The organism is Methyloparacoccus sp. NF-16, assembly GCF_056880625.1.
This window is the reverse complement of record NZ_CP174130.1, coordinates 1,832,728-1,850,972: the sequence shown is the minus strand read 5'-3', so window position 1 is coordinate 1,850,972 and position 18,245 is coordinate 1,832,728. Positions and strand designations below refer to the sequence as shown.

Genomic DNA, 18,245 nt, shown 5'->3' with positions numbered 1-18,245 from the left:
GGTTTTCGGCAGGCGAAGCGGTGACGGCGGGTCAGCAAGCCTCGGGTTTCGTCCTGCCGTGTCGATTTCCCCCGGCGGTTTCAAGGACCAAGTGCAACAAGGGTTAATGAACTGCGCTCTCTGACTTCTGAGCCATTTGAAGCATCTCGTTGTAGACCTGCAAAGGCGTCCGGAAGCCATGAATCTTACGCGGTCGGTTGTTGAGCTTCCAGGCAATGGCGTTGAGGTCGTCCTGACTGTACCCGGACAAGTCCGTGCCTTTGGGCAGGTACTCCCGCAAGCGTCCATTGGTGTTCTCGTTGCTGCCGCGCTGCCAGGGGCTGTGCGGGTCGGCAAAGAAAACAGAAACACCGGTCATGTCGGTCAAGCGCTTATGCTCACTCATCTCCTTGCCTTGGTCATAGGTCAAGGTCTTGCGCATCGGTTAAGGGATGCCGTTGAGCACGCGACTGAAGCCTTCAAGGGCCGCCAGGGCGGGCGCATTCTCGACCCACACCAACATCACCAGGCGACGGGTCCGCTCCACCAGGGTGCCCACCGCCGATCGGTTGAAGGCCCCCTTGATCAAGTCGCCCTCCCAATGTCCCGGAATCAGACGGTCCTCCACCTCAGGCGGGCGCACATGCAAGGACGTCATGTCCTGAATTCGACCCCGCCGATCCTCGCCTCGGGCTCGTGGCCGCCGAACCCGTCGCCCCTGACGCAGACAGGCCAGCAAGTCGGTACGCAATTCGCCTTTGGGCATCACGTAGAGCGCGTTGTCGATCGTCTCGTGAGACACCCGCTGCTCCGGTTGCTGTGGATAAAGGCTTTTCATCGTGCCGGCAATCTGTTCGGGCGACCAATCCTCCCGCAGGAAGTGCTCAACCACGCCAAAGAGAACTGTCTCCTGACCCAGCTTGGGCGCCTTGCGACGCTGAAAGCGCCTGGCCCGTGCCCGATTTCCCGCCAGCGTGGCATCGTAGGATTGACCCTCAACACGGTGCCTGATCATTTCACGGCTGATCGTGCTCGGGGATCGATTCAAGGCTCTGGACATCGCTCGGACACTCGAACCCTCACGGTCCATCAGCATCACTGTCGCCCGTTCTTCAGGCTTCAATTGTCCGTACTGTTTTCCCATCGCAACACCCTACACGGTCGAGGTGTTGCACTTGGTTTTTGAGCGCGCCCCCTGTTCCTGGCGGCGGCACGGACTCTCAATAACGATAGGTGGGCTACGAACGGATAGGGTGAACAAAGATATTCGGTGAGCGATCATTTGTCGGAATTGCCATCTGGCATGATGGCCGGAGCCGATGCAAGGCTCTTGCCCTCAGAAAGGACTTTTCGATGTCACGCCGAGCGGCAAGGATGGCGCGTGTGTCCTTCACGGTTGAGATGACTGCGCTCCGCTATTTTCCGGCAGGCGCCGGGCATATACGCACAGATGATTGGCCACCCGCCGCTCGCTTCCCGGCGGCGGTCCGCTGGGTCGGTTGACGATTACCGGCAACTGCCCGGCTCCCGCGATTACCAGCGTGGTGCTGCCACCGCCATCCAGGTTCAGGCCATCATGGGCGCCGAGCCGTTTCAGCCAGGCCGCCGTCTCGGCCGTGCTCAACCCCTCGCTGTAGCCGGGTTGCCGGCCATCGGCGACCAGCAGGTATAGGTAGCGTCCCTCCCGGCTGACGCCGACCGCCGTCCGCGGATGCCGGGCAGTCGTGTCGCCCCGGTTGACTCCGCCTGTCAGCAGGGCATGGTAGCCACTGAGTCCGTTCCAGGCCTTGCGGCTGTCCACTGGCGAGCGGGCTATCCAGGCGCGTCGGTCGGCACCAATGAGCAGGGCGTCCCAGTGGTTGGGTTTGGAATAGCGGTGACCCCGAGACAGGGACAGGCCGAGCACGTCCATCGGGTCCCCGCGATGCTCGGCAAAGGTATCGAAGACCGAGCCGTTGATGGCTACCTGGCAGTGGAACTCTGCCAGGAATTCCGATGTCGAGCGCGCGCCGACGTCCTTTGGTGCCTTGCCGTTGGCGGGCGTGACCAGGAAGTCGATGCCGGCGGCCTGTGAGTCGATGCGTGCGACATGCAGGCGAAGCGGACGTGGCCTTGTTGCGGTAACCTGCAACAAGGCTACGCCCTGAAAGATGGGTTGCCAGTCCGGCAACCGGGCCGGTGGGACGATGGCCTCCGACAGATTTGTCGTGGGCGGGGAGTCCGCCGGGGCGATGGGCGGCAGCATCCCCATGAACCCGGCCATTGCCAGATAGACAAGTGCGGCGGGTTGGCGGATCGGTTTTCTCGCGTGCCCTGTTTTCAAGCCCGGTGTGTCTCGCTCATGCTGGCTTTGTGCTCGGCGATGAGCCATATAAATGCAGGTGAGGTGACCAATATCCGTCGGACACAAAAGCACCGGTCCGTCATGGCCAGAGATCTCCCCGCCTTGCCGAGGTGGGCTGCATCGGCGAGTGTCCGGATGATGCCCAAGATCCAGAAACCCCATCGCACGAGATGATACAGCCATGTTCAGGATGAAATCGATCAAGGCGAGGATGCTGCTCGGATTCGGGACGACCCTGACCGTGTTGCTGACCTTGCTCGGTATCGTGATCTACCTGCAGATCCGCGACACACTCATCCCGCTGACCCGCGAATTCGGCATGGAGGTTGTCAAGGCCCGGTCAGCCGAGCTCGGGCGGCTGATGAACGGATACGCCAACGAGGTCCGGATCATGGCGGAACGCGATGTGATGCGTTCCGGCGATATCGGGGCCATCCGCCGGGACATGATCCAGCGGGCGCCTACCTACAATCCCGACTTCGAGATGATTTTCTTCGCCGATACCCACGGGCGCTTCTTCACCAGCACCGATGCCACCGGCAGCGTGCTGGACCGGGACTACTGGCATGCGATCATCGAGCAGGGCAAGCAAGGTGTGCTCAGCAATCCGCTGATATCCAAGGCCACCGGCGCGCCGGTGCTGGTCGTGGCGCATGCCGTCGATGACCCGGCACGGGGGCGCGTCGGGCTGCTGGCCGCCACTGTGCTGCTCAATACGCTGTCGGACATCGCCGGCTCCATTCGCATCGGCGAGCGTGGCTTTGGCTGGGTTTCGGACCCCAGCGGCCGGGTCGTGGCCCATCCTGATCCCAACCTGCGCATGAAGCTGAACCTGCTGGAGTCGCCACCGGGCTTCCAGGGGCTGGATGTCATCGCCCGCCAGCTGGCGGGGGGAAAGCCGGGCATGGGCAGTTACCTGCGGCCTGACGGAACCCGCTTCCTGATGACCTTCAACCCCATTCCCGGACAGCCGGGCTGGGTGTTCGGCATTTCCATGCTGCATGCCGACCTGATGGGAAGGGCCGACCGGCTCATGCGCAACAACGCCGGCCTCATGATCGTCATTCTGCTGCCTGTCCTGCTGATCGCCCTGGCGGTGGCGCGCTCGATCTCGCGGCCGATCCAGACCGCCGTCGAGGCGGCCGAGCGGGTCGCGGCGGGTGATCTCTCCACCACCCTGTCGACCACCCGCGAGGACGAGACCGGCAAGCTGATCAACGCCCTGGGCCGGATGGTGGCCTATCTGAACGCGCTGATCGGCCAGGTGCAGCGCTCGACCATCGACCTGGTCTCGACCGCCAACAGCCTCAGCGCCATGTCCAAGACCCAGAGCGAGGAGGTCAACAACCTCGGCTCCACCACCACCGAGATCGCCGCCGCCACCCAGGAAATCTCCGCCACCTCCGAGGAGCTGCTCGGCACCATGGCCGGCCTGACCCAGGTGGCCGACCAGACCACCGCCCTGGCCAACGCCGGCCAGGCCTCGCTGGGTCACATGGAAGGGGCGATGCGCGCCCTGGCGGAGGCCACCCAGTCGATCTCCGGGCGGCTGGGCCTGATCAACGAGAAGGCCAACACCATCGGCAGCGTCACCACCACCATCACCCGGATCGCCGACCAGACCAACCTCCTGTCGCTGAACGCCTCGATCGAGGCCGAGAAGGCCGGGGAATACGGCCTTGGCTTCGCCGTGCTGGCACGGGAGATTCGCCGGCTGGCGGATCAGACCGCGGTAGCCACCCTCGACATCGAGCAGATGGTCAAGGAAATGCAGGACTCGGTGACCGGCGGGGTGATGGAGATGGACAAGTTTGCCGAACAGGTCAACCGCAGCGTGGCCGACACCGGTGTGATCAGCCAGCGGTTCGGCGAGATCATCCAGCAGGTGCAGGCGCTGCTGCCGCAGTTTGACGCCGTGCACGAAGGCATGCGGGCGCAGTCGGCGGGTGCGCGGCAGATACGCGACGCCATGGTCAGCCTGACCGAGAGCGTGCGGGTGTCGGTACGGGCGCTGGAGGCGACCACCACGGCCACCCATCGGCTGGAGGGGGCCATTGACGAGCTGCGTGGCGAGATCTCGGCATTCCGGCTGCGCGGGGAGGGCTGACGGGGCGGGGCGGGGATGGTGGCCGGAATGCCGGAATCGGTCAGGACATCGAGCCCCGTCCTGCCCGGGGGGCGGCGGGGGCTGTGTCACCCCGGCTTGGCGGCATGCGTCAAGCCCCAGAGCCGCCGAGATGTCCCGGGCGATCCGGCAAAGCCTCTCAATCGTACTTCACGTATTTGAAGCGGGGATCGTCCGGCGTGCCCTCCAGCACGCCCGGGTGGGTCTGGGCAGCCTGCCACTGTATTACCTCTTCGATTTTTCGTGCCAGGGCGAAGTCCTTTTCGGTAACGCCTTTTTCGGAGTGGGTTTTGAGCTTGACGATCACGAAGGCATAGGAGACGGTCAGGTCCGGGTGGTGCCAGGCGGCCTCCGCGAGGTGGCCAATGGTGTTGACGACCATCAGGGTGCCCTTCCAGCCACTGGTGCGGTAGCGCCGCCGGATCCAGCCGTCCTCGTAATACCAGTGCGGAAGCTCTTCCGGCAGGCGTTGCTTGATGATTTCGGGGGCTAGGGTGTCATTGTGGGTTTGCGTCATGGTTGTCTCTCCAGGGGGGGGCGTCGGTGTTGCCGGGATCGGTATGGATGGCGCCAGACCGGATCGAGTTCCATGGCAATCGGCCATGTCCATGCGGCGAGCATGCCACGCGCATTCGATTCGACACGTGGCAAGCGTCTTGTTTATCATGCGCGCCACTCCGGTTGTCTGCGGACGTGCAAGCATGCGTCGGCAACCGTTGAGTAGCCAAACCCCTTACGACTGCGTGCCGCCGATCAATACTCAAGACTGTCGGACACGCCATGCAAGAGGCGGGGAAGCCATATCAAGCCGGGGTGTCCAGGCGAGCTCATCCTCGAACATCGGACTCGGCATGGCAGGCGGCCACATCCCATACTTGGAAGGACCTATGCAATCACCACTAGAGATCACATTCCGGGGCATTCCGCACTCCGATGCGGTGGAAACCCGCATTCGCGAGAAGGCTGCCAAGCTTGAGCAGTTCTGCCACAACATCACTAGCTGCCGCGTGGCGGTCGAATCGGAGCATCATCATCAGCACCAGGGCAATCTCTACAAGGTGCGGATCGATATCAATGTTCCCAACAAACATATCGTGATCAGTCGCGACCATCATGACAAGCAGGCTCATGAGGATATTTATGTGGCCCTGCGGGATGCCTTTTCCGCCGCCACCCGCCAGCTGGAGGAATACGTGCGCATCCAGCGTGGTGAAGTGAAGAACCACAAGGCCACCATCGACGAGGCCTGATTGGTGTGCCCCCGGGGGTATGACGGGTCCCTTCATGCCCCTTTTCCCATGCCGGGCCGGAAGATGACCCGCGTTCCTGAAATCCGGTCCTGCCAGCAACAGGACTCACCGTCGATCAGCATCCATAGGTAGCCGAGGCCCAGGCATCCCGCGGCCAGCATGGCTGTTCCGCATCTCGCGACAAGTTGCAACCAGGTCAGGCGGTCACCCGACTGGCTTACCAGTTGCAGGCGCCAGGCACGCATTCCGAGGGTCTGTCCGCCGTGCATCCAGAACCAGCCGAAGAACAGAATGCCCGTCAGCAGCAGGCTGGCCAGATAAAAGGGGTCGTGCGGGGCGAAGGCGGCGCCCCCCCGAAAGGCCAGCAGCCCTGCCGTTAGCAGAAAGAACAGCGCCACCAGCAGAATCCAGTCATAGAGCAGCGCCGCCAGCCGGCGGAGCAGACCGGCGGGTGTACCCGATGCCACGGTTGCTCCGGTAGGCGGACGGCGGCCTCTCGCGGCCGGGTGGCGTCTTCTGCCCATCGCTTCAGTCGGGAGAGCGATCCCGTGAGAACAGGGCGCCGAAGAACATCGACAGATAGACCAGCGCCGTCACCAGGATGATGCTCAGGACGATGGGGGGGCGAATCAGTGGCAGGAACAGCAGCAATGAGTACAGGGCTACGAACAGGCTGGTCTGCAACGGATAGGAAAGCATCGTGTCCAGCTTCGCCTTGAATGTCATGAGTGTCTCCCGCTTGGCATGGGGGTGGAGGGTGCAGCGCATTATAGGATGCGATGGCTGCCGCGGCCTGTCCGGGGCGCCATCACGCCAGGTACAGCGCGGCGGCGAGGAGCTTCAGCAACGGTAGCGCGGCATTCTCGATGGTATCGCCGGTGGCAATAAGTCCGTCCCGATGGCCACCCATCGCGATGACCTGCGCAGGGTTCGCGGCCAGCAGATTGCCTACGGCTGCCGCCATGCCCGGGGTGCCGTAGGGCAGCGATGGCCCAGTCATGGCGAGACCCAGCCGGTTGGCATGTTCCCATAGCTCTGGCGAGTGTACGTGCAGCACCCAGCCGATAGTCGGCGATGCCGCGTAGGCGGCGGCATGGGTCATGGCCTCGGAAGAGGGCTGAATGGGGCCATGGGCAACGATCCGGTTGTCGGCCGGCTCGCAGCGCTCCACCACGCAGTAGTGTCGAGTTTCCAGCCGGGCCAGCATGCCGGTCTGGGTGCCGCTGACCAGAAATTGCCGCCGGGCCAGCCGCCGACTCACGTTGCCATAGGCGAGTCCACCATAACGGCTGGGATCCTGTCCGGTCAGACCCAGCCGGAACAACAGGCGGCGCCACGATTCCAGCTCCCTGATCAGCCGTGCCGCCGGTGGGGCGGTGAGTCGGAAGTCAAGCTCGAACTGGATGACGCCTTCGGTTTCCATGGTCTTGATGTCCCGGCGCTGGCCGGCTGGGCAACAGTCCCCGTCGCCTGGCCGCGTCCGCCGGCGGGGATGGCCGAGAGATAGGGCGTGAAAAAAATATCCTTAGCTTTATAATAGCCGGATGTTTTGCAGGACCGCGATCGGCCTGCCCGCTCAGGCAGAACCCCAATCCCATCCCACCGACGGCTCCCATCCGGGGAGCTGTCGGGACGCATCAGGCGAATGTGGCGAAACTGGTAGACGCGCTGGATTTAGGTTCCAGTGGGGCAACCCGTGGGAGTTCGAGTCTCCCCATTCGCACCAGACCCCCGCAGCAGGCCATCTTGTCGACCCCCGTGTTCCGCTGCCGGCGGCGTGGGCTTGCGCAAGTCGCGCGGCGCATGATGGTCCGTACCGAATATTCCATCCATTTTTTCAATCCTTGAGGTGACTGCGACATGCAAGTGTCTGTTGAAGCGACGTCCGAACTCAGCCGGAAAATGACCGTAACCGTGCCGGAGGAGAAGATCCGGCAGCAAGTCGAATCCCGGTTGCAGTCCCTCTCAAGCAAGGTCAAGATCGACGGCTTCCGTCCCGGCAAGGTGCCGGCGACGGTGGTGCGCAAACGCTATGGCCAGCAGGTCCGCGAGGAAGTGCTCTCCGATCTCATCCAATCCAGCTTCTACGATGCCGTCCGCAGCGAAAAGCTGAATCCCGCCGGCGCACCGCATATCCAGGCCAACAAGGCCGACGAGGGCGAGGGGCTGGAGTACGAGGCCAGCTTCGAAATCCTGCCGGAGTTTGTGCCGATGCCGCTGGAGACCCTGGAGGCGAGGCGGTTTGTGTCGAGTGTCGGCGAGGACGATGTCGACGGCATGATCCAGCGCCTGCGCGAACAGCGGAAAACCTGGCAGGCCGCCGAACGTCCCTCCGCCAGCGGCGACCGGGTGATCATTGCTTTCGACGGCACGCACGAGGGTGAATCCTTCACCAATGGCCGGGTCGAGGATTTCCCCGTCATCCTGGGTTCGGGGCAGATGATTCCGGGGTTCGAAGACAGGCTGATCGGTACTCGCGCGGGCGATGAGCTGGCCTTCGAGCTGGACTTCCCCGCAGAGTATCCGGGTGAGAAACTGGCCGGCAAGACCGGGCATTTCTCGATCACGGTCAAGGGCGTCGAGGTGTCCGTACTGCCGGAGGTCGATGCCGACTTCATCAAGTCTTTCGGTATCCAAAGCGGCATCCTGGAGGATTTCAAGGCCGACATCCGCGTCAACATGGAGCGCGAGATGCGCCGGGCACTGAAATCCCGGACCAAGGGCTCGGTGATGGACCAGCTGTTCGACAAGAATGCCATTCAGCTGCCCACGGTGCTGGTGCAGGATGAACTGAACGATCTGATCAAGCCCTATCGGGAGTCGGCCCGCAAGCACAAGCAGGCGCTCGACGAGGAAGGCCTGAAATCCCAGCTGGAGCCGCTGGCGCGCCGCCGCGTTGCGCTGGCCCTGATTCTCGGCAAGATCATCGATGCCCATGGCATCAAGGTCGATCCGGCACGGGTACGCGCCGCGGTCGAGGATCTGGCGGCCAGCTACGAGGATGCCGACGAGGTCGTGCGCTGGTACTACGCCGATCCGTCGCGACTGCGGGAGATCGAGAACATGGCCGTCGAGGACCAGGTCGTCGATCTGGTGCTGGAAAAGGGCAAGACCCAGGAAGAGACCATTGACTTCCAGGCGCTCATGCTGGCCGCGACGGGTGGTAATCTGGCGCCCGGACAAGTCTGATCCGCCATACACAAGAGGAACCGCAGCATGTTTCATGACAAGAAGTCGATCGCGGAGGAGACGCTGGCCACCGGGCTGGTTCCGGTCGTCATCGAGCAATCGGCGCGGGGCGAACGCGCCTTCGACATTTACTCCCGGCTGCTCAAGGAACGCGTCATCTTTCTGGTTGGCCAGGTCGAGGACTACATGGCCAATCTGGTCATCGCCCAGCTGTTGTTCCTCGAATCGGAAAATCCGGACAAGGACATTCACCTGTACATCAATTCCCCGGGCGGGGTGGTGACCTCCGGTCTCGCGATCTATGACACCATGCAATTCATCAAGCCGGATGTCAGCACCCTGTGCATTGGCCAGGCGGCCAGCATGGGGGCGCTGCTGCTGGCCGGCGGCGCGCCCGGCAAGCGCTACAGCCTGCCGCACTCGCGGATGATGATTCATCAGCCGCTTGGCGGTTTCCAGGGACAGGCCAGCGACATCGACATCCATGCCCGGGAGATTCTCGCCGTACGCGATCGCCTGAATCGCATCCTCGCCCACCATACCGGGCAGCCCATCGAGAAGATCGCCGGCGATACCGACCGCGACAATTTCATGAGCGGCCCTGATGCGGTGAATTACGGCCTGATCGACAAGGTGCTGGAGCGCCGGGTTGCCTGATCGATCCGCCGCCCCTGGCGGCCAGCCCGCCCCCCACGGGAATCATCCAGTTTCACAACGAGGTGCTCCATGAGCGATGACAAGCGAGGCAAGGACAACGGCAAGCTGTTGTACTGCTCTTTCTGCGGCAAGAGCCAGCACGAGGTTCGCAAGCTGATTGCCGGCCCGTCCGTTTTCGTCTGCGATGAATGCGTGGAGCTCTGCAACGACATCATCCGCGAGGAGTTGCAGGAAACCGCCAGCAGCGGTACCGACAAGCTTCCGAAACCCAAGGAAATCAAACAGGTGCTCGATGAGTACGTGATCGGCCAGGAAAAGGCCAAGCGTACCCTGTCGGTGGCCGTCTACAACCATTACAAGCGCCTGCGAGTGCAGGGCAATGCCCGCAAGAACGACGTCGAGCTGGCCAAGAGCAACATCCTCCTGATCGGCCCGACCGGTTCCGGCAAGACGCTGATGGCGGAGACGCTGGCGCGGTTGCTCGATGTGCCGTTCACCATCGCCGATGCTACGACCCTGACCGAAGCCGGTTACGTGGGCGAGGATGTCGAGAACATCATCCAGAAAATCCTGCAGAAGTGTGATTACGACGTCGAGAAGGCCGAATCCGGCATCGTCTACATCGACGAGATCGACAAGATTTCGCGCAAGTCGGACAACCCCTCCATTACTCGTGATGTGTCGGGCGAGGGCGTGCAACAGGCCTTGCTCAAGCTGATCGAGGGCACGGTGGCTTCGGTACCGCCGCAGGGCGGGCGCAAGCATCCGCAGCAGGAATTCCTGCAGGTCAATACCGCCAATATCCTGTTCATCTGCGGCGGTGCCTTCGCCGGACTGGACAAGGTGATCCGCGCCCGCTCCGAGAAGGGCGGGATCGGTTTTTCAGCCGATGTCAAAAGCAAGGATGAGTCGCGCAACGTCGGTCAGATCCTGGCCGATGTCGAGGCCGAGGACCTGATCAAGTACGGCCTCATTCCGGAGTTTGTCGGCCGTCTGCCCGTGGTGGCCACGCTTGAGGAACTGAACGAGGAGGCGCTGGTTCGCATCCTCAGCGAGCCCAAGAACGCTCTGGTCAAGCAGTACAGGAAGCTGTTCGAAATGGAGGGCTGCGAACTGGATATCCGCGATGAGGCCCTGCATGTCATCGCCCGCAAGGCCATGGAACGCAAGACGGGAGCCCGCGGTCTGCGCACCATCCTGGAGCACACGTTGCTCGATACCATGTACGAATTGCCGTCCGCGGAGGGCATTCGCAAGGTCGTCATCGATGATAACGTGATCCGGGGTGAGGCCACCCCACTGCTGATCTACGAGAGCGAGGACAAGCAGCGCGCGGTGGCTGCCGACTGAGCGCCGATTGATCTGTCCGAGAGAAAACCCGCTGCGGCGGGTTTTTTTACATCAAGGTGTCAAAAAACCTTGTATTGGTCGATTCCCGAACCATATCCTCAACCTGTCTCAACCAGATTTCCAGATTCCGGGATACGCACATGGACAACCAAGTGACCAAAACCCTCCAGGCGGAACGACTGATTCCCGTTCTGCCGCTGCGCGATGTCGTGGTCTATCCACACATGGTCATCCCTCTCTTCGTGGGCCGCGAAAAATCGATTCTGGCGCTCGACAATGCCATGCGCGACGGCAAGCAGATCCTGCTGGTGGCGCAGAAGGAGGCCGAGGTCGACGATCCGGGGTTCGATGATCTCTATCGGGTGGGCACCTTGTCCAACATCCTGCAGCTGCTGAAGTTGCCCGACGGTACCGTCAAGGTGCTGGTCGAGGGTGCCGAACGCAGCCGGGTCGAGCATTTCCACGACGTCGACAATTGCCTGCTGGCCTCGGCCTCGCCCCTGGCCGACGAGCTTGGTACCGATGAGCAGGAAATGGACGTCATGATGCGCACCGTCATCGGTACCTTCGACCAGTACGTCAAGCTGAACAAGCGTATTCCGCCGGAGGTGCTCAATTCCCTGGCCGGCATCGACGACCCGGTGCGCCTGGCGGACACTATCGCCGCACACATGACCATCAAGATCGAGGACAAGCAGTCGATCCTGGAAGCCTCCCGCGTCACCGAGCGGTTGGAGCGTCTGATGAGCCTGATGGAGGGCGAGGTCGACCTGCTGGAGATGGAAAAGCGCATCCGTGGCCGCGTGAAGCAGCAGATGGAGAAGAACCAGCGCGAGTACTACCTGAACGAGCAGATGAAGGCGATCCAGAAGGAACTCGGCGACATGGACGATGCACCGAGCGAGCTCGACGAGCTGGCGGACAAGGTTGCCAAGGCCGGCATGCCCCAGGCGGCCAGGACCAAGGCCGAGGCCGAACTGAACAAGCTCCGGCAGATGTCGCCGATGTCGGCCGAGGCCACCGTGGTACGGAACTACATCGACTGGATGGTCGGCATGCCATGGAAGAAGCGCAGCAAGGTCAACCATGATCTGGCCCACGCGGAAAAAATTCTTGAGGCCGAACACTACGGGCTGGAAAAGGTGAAGGAGCGCATCCTCGAGTACCTGGCCGTCCAGCAGCGGGTGAAGAAGCTGAAGGGCCCGATCCTCTGTCTGGTCGGCCCGCCCGGTGTCGGCAAGACCTCCCTCGGGCAGTCGATCGCGCGTGCCACCAATCGCAAGTATGTGCGCATGGCGCTGGGCGGTGTCCGCGACGAGGCCGAGATCCGCGGCCATCGTCGGACCTATATCGGTTCCATGCCGGGCAAGGTGCTGCAGAACCTCAGCAAGATGAAGACCCGCAATCCGATGTTCATGCTCGACGAGATCGACAAGATGGCCATGGACTTTCGTGGCGATCCCGCTTCGGCCTTGCTGGAGGTGCTGGATCCCGAGCAGAACCATGCCTTCAACGATCACTATCTGGAGGTTGACTTCGACCTGTCCGAAGTGATGTTCGTGGCGACAGCCAATACGCTGGACATTCCCGCGCCATTGCTGGACCGCATGGAGGTGATCCGCCTGGCCGGTTACACCGAGGACGAGAAGATCAACATCGCCCTGCGTTATCTGATTCCCAAGCAGATCAAGAACAACGGTCTCAAGGACAGCGAGATCCAGATCACCGAGTCTGCCGTGCGCGACATCATCCGCTACTACACGCGGGAAGCGGGCGTCCGCAACCTGGAACGCGATATCGCCAAGATTTGCCGCAAGGTGGTCAAGGGCCTGTTGCTGAAGCCGGCCGCCAAGCGCGTCAATGTCACCCCGCGTAACCTGGAGGATTACCTGGGTGTTCGCCGTTTCCGCTATGGCCAGGCCGAGGAGAACGATCAGGTTGGCCAGGTCACGGGGCTCGCCTGGACCGAAGTGGGCGGCGAATTGTTGACCATCGAAGCGGTCGTCATGCCGGGAACCGGCAAGCAGACCTATACCGGCAAGCTGGGCGAGGTCATGCAGGAGTCGATCCAGACTGCCATTACCGTGGCGAGGGCGCGTTCCGAATCGCTGGGCATCGATCCCGCCTTCTACCAGAAGCAGGATGTCCACATCCATGTCCCCGAAGGCGCCACGCCCAAGGATGGGCCGAGCGCGGGTATCGGCATGTGCACGGCTCTGGTTTCGGCCCTGACCGGTATCCCGGTACGGTCAAGCGTAGCGATGACTGGCGAAATCACCCTGCGGGGCGAGGTGCTGCCGATCGGGGGACTCAAGGAAAAGCTGCTGGCCGCGCACCGGGGCGGCATCACCACGGTGTTGATTCCCAAGGAAAACGAGCGAGACCTCAATGATATTCCCAAGAATATCAAGCAAAACCTGAATATCGTGCCGGTACGCTGGATCGATGACGTGCTGACCTACGCCCTGCAGCGCATGCCGGAGCCGCTGATCGCGCCAGTTGCCGATGCAACGGCTGTCGGCAAGGCGACGGGCTTGAAGACGCCGGTGGTCGCGCACTGAGCATGAGCGCGCGGCGCGGATGGTTTTGCCGGTCCGCCATGGCTTCGGGACGGTCCTGAAAACCGGCGGAGCCCGCGCCATCCGTGCCTTGACATGGGTTTTCCCGGGCTGATAAATTGCCCGGCCGCTGTCGGCGGAAGCTATTGCGGACAACGGCGAACGTTTTCGATACTTGTGGAGCCTTAGGGGCTCCGGAACGATTTTTTAAACCTCCTGGGGGGAACTATGAACAAGGCTGAATTGATTGAAGCGATCGCCGATGCGGCTGACCTGACCAAGGCGGATGCTACCCGAGCCTTGGATGGCATGGTGCATGCCATCACCGAGGCCCTGAAGCAGGGCGATACGGTGTCGCTGGTTGGCTTCGGCTCGTTTCAGATCAAGGAGCGCGCTGCCCGCCAGGGTCGTAATCCGCAGTCCGGCGAGACCATCACCATCGCCGCTGCAAAAATTCCCTCATTCAAGGCTGGCAAAGCGCTGAAGGATGCTGTAAACTAAGCGTCTTTCCAGGGTGCTTAGCTCAGCTGGGAGAGCATCGCCCTTACAAGGCGAGGGTCGTAGGTTCGATCCCTACAGCACCCACCATTTCGGAGCGGTAGTTCAGTTGGTCAGAATACCGGCCTGTCACGCCGGGGGTCGCGGGTTCGAGCCCCGTCCGCTCCGCCACTAAGTCAGAAACCCCGCTCACAAGCGGGGTTTTTTTTGTCCGTTATCCTGCCCGTGTCCTCGCAGCCCGGTCAGGAGGTCATCAACATTTCGTTGCAAGGTTAACCGATATGCTCCAAGCGATTCGTGATCGTGCGCAGGGTATTTTTGCCTGGGTGTTACTGATAGTCATCGGCGTTCCTTTCGCGCTGTGGGGAATCCAGAACTACATCGACACGGGGAAGGAGAAGCCGGCGGCCACCGTTGGCGACCGCGAGATCTTCGACCGCGAGGTAACCCGCGCCTATGAGCAGAGCCTCAATAATCTGGTCGGGATCGACGATTTCGACGAGAAGCAACTGCGGCGCGAAGCGCTTGATCGCCTGATCAGCCAGGAAGTCATCGCCCAGAGCGCGGAGCAGCGCGCCCTGGTCGTTTCCGATGTCGAGGCCAGGGGTTTCATCCAGAGCCTGCCGTACTTTCTCACCGACGGCAAGTTCGACAAGGACAAGTACAAGGTCATGCTGGCGGCGCAGGGCGTGAGTCCCGAACAGTTTGCCGCGCAGATCCGGCGCGCTTTGATCACGGAGCAGTTCCAGCGAGGGATCGCCGACAGCGCGTTCGTCACCAAGGGGGAACTCGAGACCTTGATGCGCCTCAAGGGACAGGAGCGGCAACTTGACTACGCCAAGATCGCGCTGCCCACAGTGGCGCAGACGTTCACCGATGCGGAGATCAACGCCTATTTTGAGCGTCACAGGCAGGAATTCCGCAGTCCCGAGCGTGTATCGGTCGAGTACCTTGCCCTCGGCCTGAATGACCTGGCCAAGGATATCCAGGTCGGCGACGAGGAATTGCAGAAACTCTATGAGGAACAGAAAGCCGGCTATGGCACTCCGGAGCGGCGCAAGATCAGCCATATCCTGATCACGCTGGACGGGACGGACGAGGCTGCCGACAGGCGTGCCCAGGACAAGGCCAATGCTGTCCGCGAGCGGCTGGTCCAGGGCGAGGATTTCGCCAAGCTGGCCCAGGAACTCTCCAGCGATACCGTCTCCGGCAAGAAAGGCGGTGATCTCGGCTATCTGGAGTCAGGCGCCCAGGAGGAAACCTTCACCAAGGCTGCCGAAGCCCTCAAGGCTGGCGAGGTTTCGGCGCCGGTCAAGACATCGTTCGGTTATCACCTCATCAAGCTGACCGAATGGGTGCCCGCCAGGATCAGGCCTTTCGATGAGGTGCGCGAGGAATTGCGGCAGGCGACCCAGCGCAATCGTGCCGAAACGGCTTTCTACGAGAAAGGCCAGAAGCTGGCCGAAATTACCTTCGAGCATCCCGGCAGTCTGGAGCAGGCTGCGCAACAGCTCGGCTTGCAGGTTCAGCAGACCGGTCTGTTCACGCGCGATGCGGGCGAGGGGCTGGCAACCGAGGAGGCCATTCGCAAGGCGGCCTTCAGCGAAGATGTGCTTGGCGGTCGCAACAGCGATCCGGTGGAACTGGGCAACGAGAAGGCCGTGGTCCTGCGGGTGAGGGAGCATCAGGCAGCCGCGGACAAACCCCTTGCCGAAGTCAGGGACGAAATTCTGGCCCGGCTGCGTGACGAGGCGGCGCGCAAGCTGGCCCAGTCCCAGTCGCAGCAGCTTCTCAAGCAACTGCGCGAGGGCAAGTCGCTTGACGAGGCCGCCAAGAGTTCGGGGCTCACGGCTGTCCACGCCGGTTTCATCCGTCGTGACAACGATCAGCTGCCGGCGGAGCTGGTGCGGGCGGCCTTCACGGCGGCACGCCCCGCGCCCGGCGTGGTGACACCGGGCGAGGTCGCACTCGCCGATGGCAGCATTTTCGTCTACGCCATCTCGTCGGTGAAGGATGGTCCGGTAGCGGCAAGCGACCTGAAAGAGCAGGAGTCGGCTGGCCAGTTCCTGCTGCGCAGTGGTGGCCAGCAGGAATTCGGCGCTTTCGTCGAACGCCTGCGTGAGCTGGCGGACGTCAAGATTGAGCAGAAGGACTGACGCGGCGTATTTCAGGGTGGGGCCGACACCCGGACCCACCCGCCTGACCGCCGCTCAGTCATCCGATGGTCGTTCCAGCCAGCCGAAGAATGTCGTGTAGGCCACCGCCAACAGCGTGGTGCCCAGGAAAATGCCGACGAAGCCCCAGGCCAGCAACCCGCCGACCACGCCGACCATGATCAGCAGGAAGGGCAGCGGGCTGGCCAGCCCGATGAAGTAGGGCTTGATGAAATTATCCATCAGGTTGATTGCGATACCCCAGACCACGGTGAAAACCGCCCAGGCATTCTGATCGATGTGGGCCAGCCAGGCCGCCACGGGTATCCAGACGATACCGGTGCCGATCTGCAGGAGTGCTGCCAGAAAACAGACGAGGCCCAGCGCCGGGGCGGCCGTCAGTCCCGCTAGGGCAAAGCCGATGCCGGAGAGCAGCGCCTGGATCAACGCCGTTCCGATGATGCCCAGGGATACGCCACGCACGGTATTCGCTGCCGTGCGCAAGGCCTGCACGGCGGCTTCACCGCCGATGCGCAGAGCCAGTTTTTCCGCGACTACCGCACCCTTTTCGCCGTTCGAATAGAGCAATCCGGCCATCGCCACCGCCAGCACGACGGTCAGGATATTGAGCGCCAGGTTCGCGCTCTCCTGCAACAGCCATTTGCCGGCAGTGGTCAGCGCCGCACGCAGCCGGCCAGGCTCCAGCAGGCTGAACAGTTTGCCCTCGCGCCAATCCGCATCCAGACGTTCGCCGACCCATGGCAGGTTGGTGAGCCAGTCGGGCGGTTCCCCTTTCAGCCAGGTATCGACCGCCTCGTAGGTCGCCTCGGGGTTGGGCACATGATTGGTCAGGGCCGTCAGCGCCATGATGGTCGGCACGACAAAGATCAGCAACTGCACACCGGTCAGCAGCAGCGCGGCCAGCTTGCGGCGTCCTCCCAGCCAGGACGTGAGCCGCTGATAGTAAGGCCAGGTCGAGAGGGCCAGGATCATCGCCCAGATGAACGGCGGAACGAAAGGCGCGACGATCGTCAGGCAGGCGTATCCCAGGCCACCCACCAGCGCCAGCAGGACGACGCGTTCGGTCAGGAAGCCACCGGTGAACAGGCTTTTCAGTCGCATAAATCCTCAAGGCTGGTCAGTTTCAGTTCGAAGGCTGCTGCCTTCCGGATTGCCGGATTGGCCCGCAAGCGATCGGCTTTGTGCAGGCCTATCCATCCACGGCAGGAGGTTTTGTGCAAGGCCTTTTGCAAAAGCGTCTGCCTGTCTCAGATTTTCATTATTTGCTAATATTTTGATGCTCCAGTAAACCGGCCCGCTCAACGGTACCCCGGGTAGATCAGGCATCGAGAGAGACTCAGACGTGAACATTCGTAACCAATTGATAGGGCTACTCAGCCTACTTCCATTGATGGAGCCGGCCGCGGCCGCTTCCCTCTCGCCTTCATCGTTGACGATGATTCCCGGGCAAGTCGCGACGGTAACCGTCAGCAACATCAGGGGCTCGCTATCGCTTCAGAACTCAAAGCCGGGTATTGCATCGGCTCAGCTGGCTTCCGCCAGGATTACCGTGACGGCCCTGACGGTTGGTAGCACTACCGTAACCGTCAAAGACACTGGCGGCAAGAAAACCTTGCAGGTCAAGGTAAATCCACCACCCATGGCCGTGTCGCCGGAATCGCTCAGCCTGGTCGCCGGCCAGTCGGCGAATGTGACGGTGAGCAACCCGAACGGTACGGTGCAGGCTTCCAGTTCCAATGCCAGCGTGGCGCGGGCCACGGTGAATGGCACGGCCGTCCTTGTCCAGGGCGTCGCCGCGGGTAGCGCCAAGGTCACCGTCCGTGACGCGAAGACCAATCGCACGGTGAATGTGACCGTCACCGCCGCCGGTGGCGGCGGGGTGACCGACAACACTGAGGGCCGACTGCTGGCGAGCAACTGCTTCCAGTGCCACGGAACCAACGGCAGCGGCGGTTTCGAGGCATTGCTCGGTGAAACGGAAGCCGAAATTTTCAATGAGCTCGCCGAGTATGCCAGCGGGCAAGAGGATGCCGACGGCATCATGGCGGCCCATACTAGGGGCTACACCGAGGCGCAACTGCGGGCCATTGCCAAGTATCTGGCCAATCAGAGGTAACCATC

The 18,245-nt window shown here is 62.2% G+C and carries 15 protein-coding genes, 3 tRNA genes and 1 pseudogene; 12 read left to right on the top strand and 7 right to left on the bottom strand.

The window, feature by feature from the left end; translation table 11 throughout:
• Positions 1 to 103 precede the first annotated feature (103 nt).
• Both ACH5N8_RS08895 and ACH5N8_RS08890 read right to left on the bottom strand, forming a co-directional pair.
• Positions 104 to 1,123, bottom strand: a pseudogene (locus ACH5N8_RS08895) (IS30 family transposase).
• A 246-nt stretch (positions 1,124 to 1,369) separates the two neighbouring features.
• Complete coding sequence (locus ACH5N8_RS08890) at positions 1,370 to 2,224, bottom strand: phosphodiester glycosidase family protein (protein ID WP_483281052.1); 855 nt, start codon at positions 2,222 to 2,224, stop codon at positions 1,370 to 1,372.
• A 280-nt stretch (positions 2,225 to 2,504) separates the two neighbouring features.
• Between ACH5N8_RS08890 and ACH5N8_RS08885 the strand changes: the two genes are divergently transcribed.
• Complete coding sequence (locus tag ACH5N8_RS08885) at positions 2,505 to 4,430, top strand: methyl-accepting chemotaxis protein (RefSeq protein ID WP_483281051.1); 1,926 nt, start codon at positions 2,505 to 2,507, stop codon at positions 4,428 to 4,430.
• Between the two features lie 157 nt (positions 4,431 to 4,587).
• Here ACH5N8_RS08885 and ACH5N8_RS08880 read toward each other — a convergent pair whose 3' ends face one another.
• A complete protein-coding gene (locus ACH5N8_RS08880) occupies positions 4,588 to 4,965 on the bottom strand; it encodes a 4a-hydroxytetrahydrobiopterin dehydratase (RefSeq protein WP_483281050.1) in 378 nt (125 codons plus the stop codon).
• A gap of 370 nt (positions 4,966 to 5,335) precedes the next feature.
• On the opposite strand from ACH5N8_RS08880, the gene ACH5N8_RS08875 reads away from it, so the two are divergent.
• Positions 5,336 to 5,698 (top strand): HPF/RaiA family ribosome-associated protein, encoded by a 363-nt coding sequence (locus ACH5N8_RS08875; RefSeq protein WP_460028663.1) that lies wholly within the window; start codon positions 5,336 to 5,338, stop codon positions 5,696 to 5,698.
• Positions 5,699 to 5,730: 32 nt separating this feature from the next.
• Here ACH5N8_RS08875 and ACH5N8_RS08870 read toward each other — a convergent pair whose 3' ends face one another.
• From ACH5N8_RS08870 to ACH5N8_RS08860, 3 genes are all read right to left on the bottom strand, one after another.
• Positions 5,731 to 6,165, bottom strand: a complete 435-nt coding sequence (locus ACH5N8_RS08870; RefSeq protein WP_483281049.1) for an RDD family protein — start codon at positions 6,163 to 6,165, stop codon at positions 5,731 to 5,733.
• A 61-nt stretch (positions 6,166 to 6,226) separates the two neighbouring features.
• Positions 6,227 to 6,424 (bottom strand): hypothetical protein, encoded by a 198-nt coding sequence (locus tag ACH5N8_RS08865; protein WP_483281048.1) that lies wholly within the window; start codon positions 6,422 to 6,424, stop codon positions 6,227 to 6,229.
• 82 nt (positions 6,425 to 6,506) lie between these two features.
• Positions 6,507 to 7,121 (bottom strand): class II aldolase/adducin family protein, encoded by a 615-nt coding sequence (locus tag ACH5N8_RS08860; protein ID WP_483281047.1) that lies wholly within the window; start codon positions 7,119 to 7,121, stop codon positions 6,507 to 6,509.
• A 218-nt stretch (positions 7,122 to 7,339) separates the two neighbouring features.
• Here ACH5N8_RS08860 and ACH5N8_RS08855 point away from each other — a divergent pair.
• The 9 genes from ACH5N8_RS08855 to ACH5N8_RS08815 all read left to right on the top strand — a co-directional run bounded on the left by ACH5N8_RS08855 (position 7,340) and on the right by ACH5N8_RS08815 (position 16,106).
• A tRNA-Leu gene (locus tag ACH5N8_RS08855) sits at positions 7,340 to 7,424 on the top strand.
• A gap of 134 nt (positions 7,425 to 7,558) precedes the next feature.
• Positions 7,559 to 8,887 (top strand): trigger factor, encoded by a 1,329-nt coding sequence (gene tig, locus ACH5N8_RS08850; RefSeq protein WP_483281046.1) that lies wholly within the window; start codon positions 7,559 to 7,561, stop codon positions 8,885 to 8,887.
• Positions 8,888 to 8,914: 27 nt separating this feature from the next.
• Positions 8,915 to 9,544: an ATP-dependent Clp endopeptidase proteolytic subunit ClpP gene (gene clpP, locus ACH5N8_RS08845; protein WP_460028658.1), complete on the top strand. Its 630-nt coding sequence runs from the start codon at positions 8,915 to 8,917 to the stop codon at positions 9,542 to 9,544.
• A 69-nt stretch (positions 9,545 to 9,613) separates the two neighbouring features.
• Positions 9,614 to 10,894: an ATP-dependent Clp protease ATP-binding subunit ClpX gene (clpX, locus tag ACH5N8_RS08840; RefSeq protein ID WP_483281045.1), complete on the top strand. Its 1,281-nt coding sequence runs from the start codon at positions 9,614 to 9,616 to the stop codon at positions 10,892 to 10,894.
• 140 nt (positions 10,895 to 11,034) lie between these two features.
• Positions 11,035 to 13,455 carry an endopeptidase La gene (lon, locus tag ACH5N8_RS08835; protein ID WP_483281044.1) on the top strand — a complete coding sequence of 807 codons (2,421 nt, stop codon included), beginning with the start codon at positions 11,035 to 11,037 and terminating at the stop codon, positions 13,453 to 13,455.
• Between the two features lie 225 nt (positions 13,456 to 13,680).
• The gene (locus ACH5N8_RS08830; protein WP_460028655.1) at positions 13,681 to 13,953 is read left to right on the top strand and encodes an HU family DNA-binding protein; all 273 of its coding nucleotides are present in this window, start codon (positions 13,681 to 13,683) and stop codon (positions 13,951 to 13,953) included.
• An 11-nt stretch (positions 13,954 to 13,964) separates the two neighbouring features.
• A tRNA-Val gene (locus ACH5N8_RS08825) sits at positions 13,965 to 14,040 on the top strand.
• Between the two features lie 4 nt (positions 14,041 to 14,044).
• Positions 14,045 to 14,121 (top strand) — tRNA-Asp (locus tag ACH5N8_RS08820).
• Positions 14,122 to 14,231: 110 nt separating this feature from the next.
• Complete coding sequence (locus tag ACH5N8_RS08815) at positions 14,232 to 16,106, top strand: SurA N-terminal domain-containing protein (protein ID WP_483281043.1); 1,875 nt, start codon at positions 14,232 to 14,234, stop codon at positions 16,104 to 16,106.
• Positions 16,107 to 16,160: 54 nt separating this feature from the next.
• On the opposite strand, the gene ACH5N8_RS08810 is transcribed toward ACH5N8_RS08815, so the two are convergent.
• Positions 16,161 to 17,225 (bottom strand): AI-2E family transporter, encoded by a 1,065-nt coding sequence (locus tag ACH5N8_RS08810; RefSeq protein WP_483281042.1) that lies wholly within the window; start codon positions 17,223 to 17,225, stop codon positions 16,161 to 16,163.
• 241 nt (positions 17,226 to 17,466) lie between these two features.
• On the opposite strand from ACH5N8_RS08810, the gene ACH5N8_RS08805 reads away from it, so the two are divergent.
• Positions 17,467 to 18,240, top strand: coding sequence for a c-type cytochrome (locus ACH5N8_RS08805; RefSeq protein ID WP_460028652.1), 774 nt, complete (start codon positions 17,467 to 17,469; stop codon positions 18,238 to 18,240).
• The last annotated feature ends 5 nt before the right edge of the window (positions 18,241 to 18,245 follow it).

Excerpts from the sequence above, each read along its gene's own strand:
- ACH5N8_RS08890 (WP_483281052.1), bottom strand. The coding sequence starts at position 2,224 with ATGCTGCCGCCCATCGCCCCGGCGGACTCCCCGCCCACGACAAATCTG.
- ACH5N8_RS08885 (WP_483281051.1), top strand. The coding sequence starts at position 2,505 with ATGTTCAGGATGAAATCGATCAAGGCGAGGATGCTGCTCGGATTCGGG.
- ACH5N8_RS08880 (WP_483281050.1), bottom strand. The coding sequence starts at position 4,965 with ATGACGCAAACCCACAATGACACCCTAGCCCCCGAAATCATCAAGCAA.
- ACH5N8_RS08875 (WP_460028663.1), top strand. The coding sequence starts at position 5,336 with ATGCAATCACCACTAGAGATCACATTCCGGGGCATTCCGCACTCCGAT.
- ACH5N8_RS08865 (WP_483281048.1), bottom strand. The coding sequence starts at position 6,424 with ATGACATTCAAGGCGAAGCTGGACACGATGCTTTCCTATCCGTTGCAG.
- ACH5N8_RS08860 (WP_483281047.1), bottom strand. The coding sequence starts at position 7,121 with ATGGAAACCGAAGGCGTCATCCAGTTCGAGCTTGACTTCCGACTCACC.
- tig (WP_483281046.1), top strand. The coding sequence starts at position 7,559 with ATGCAAGTGTCTGTTGAAGCGACGTCCGAACTCAGCCGGAAAATGACC.
- clpP (WP_460028658.1), top strand. The coding sequence starts at position 8,915 with ATGTTTCATGACAAGAAGTCGATCGCGGAGGAGACGCTGGCCACCGGG.
- clpX (WP_483281045.1), top strand. The coding sequence starts at position 9,614 with ATGAGCGATGACAAGCGAGGCAAGGACAACGGCAAGCTGTTGTACTGC.
- lon (WP_483281044.1), top strand. The coding sequence starts at position 11,035 with ATGGACAACCAAGTGACCAAAACCCTCCAGGCGGAACGACTGATTCCC.
- ACH5N8_RS08830 (WP_460028655.1), top strand. The coding sequence starts at position 13,681 with ATGAACAAGGCTGAATTGATTGAAGCGATCGCCGATGCGGCTGACCTG.
- ACH5N8_RS08815 (WP_483281043.1), top strand. The coding sequence starts at position 14,232 with ATGCTCCAAGCGATTCGTGATCGTGCGCAGGGTATTTTTGCCTGGGTG.
- ACH5N8_RS08810 (WP_483281042.1), bottom strand. The coding sequence starts at position 17,225 with ATGCGACTGAAAAGCCTGTTCACCGGTGGCTTCCTGACCGAACGCGTC.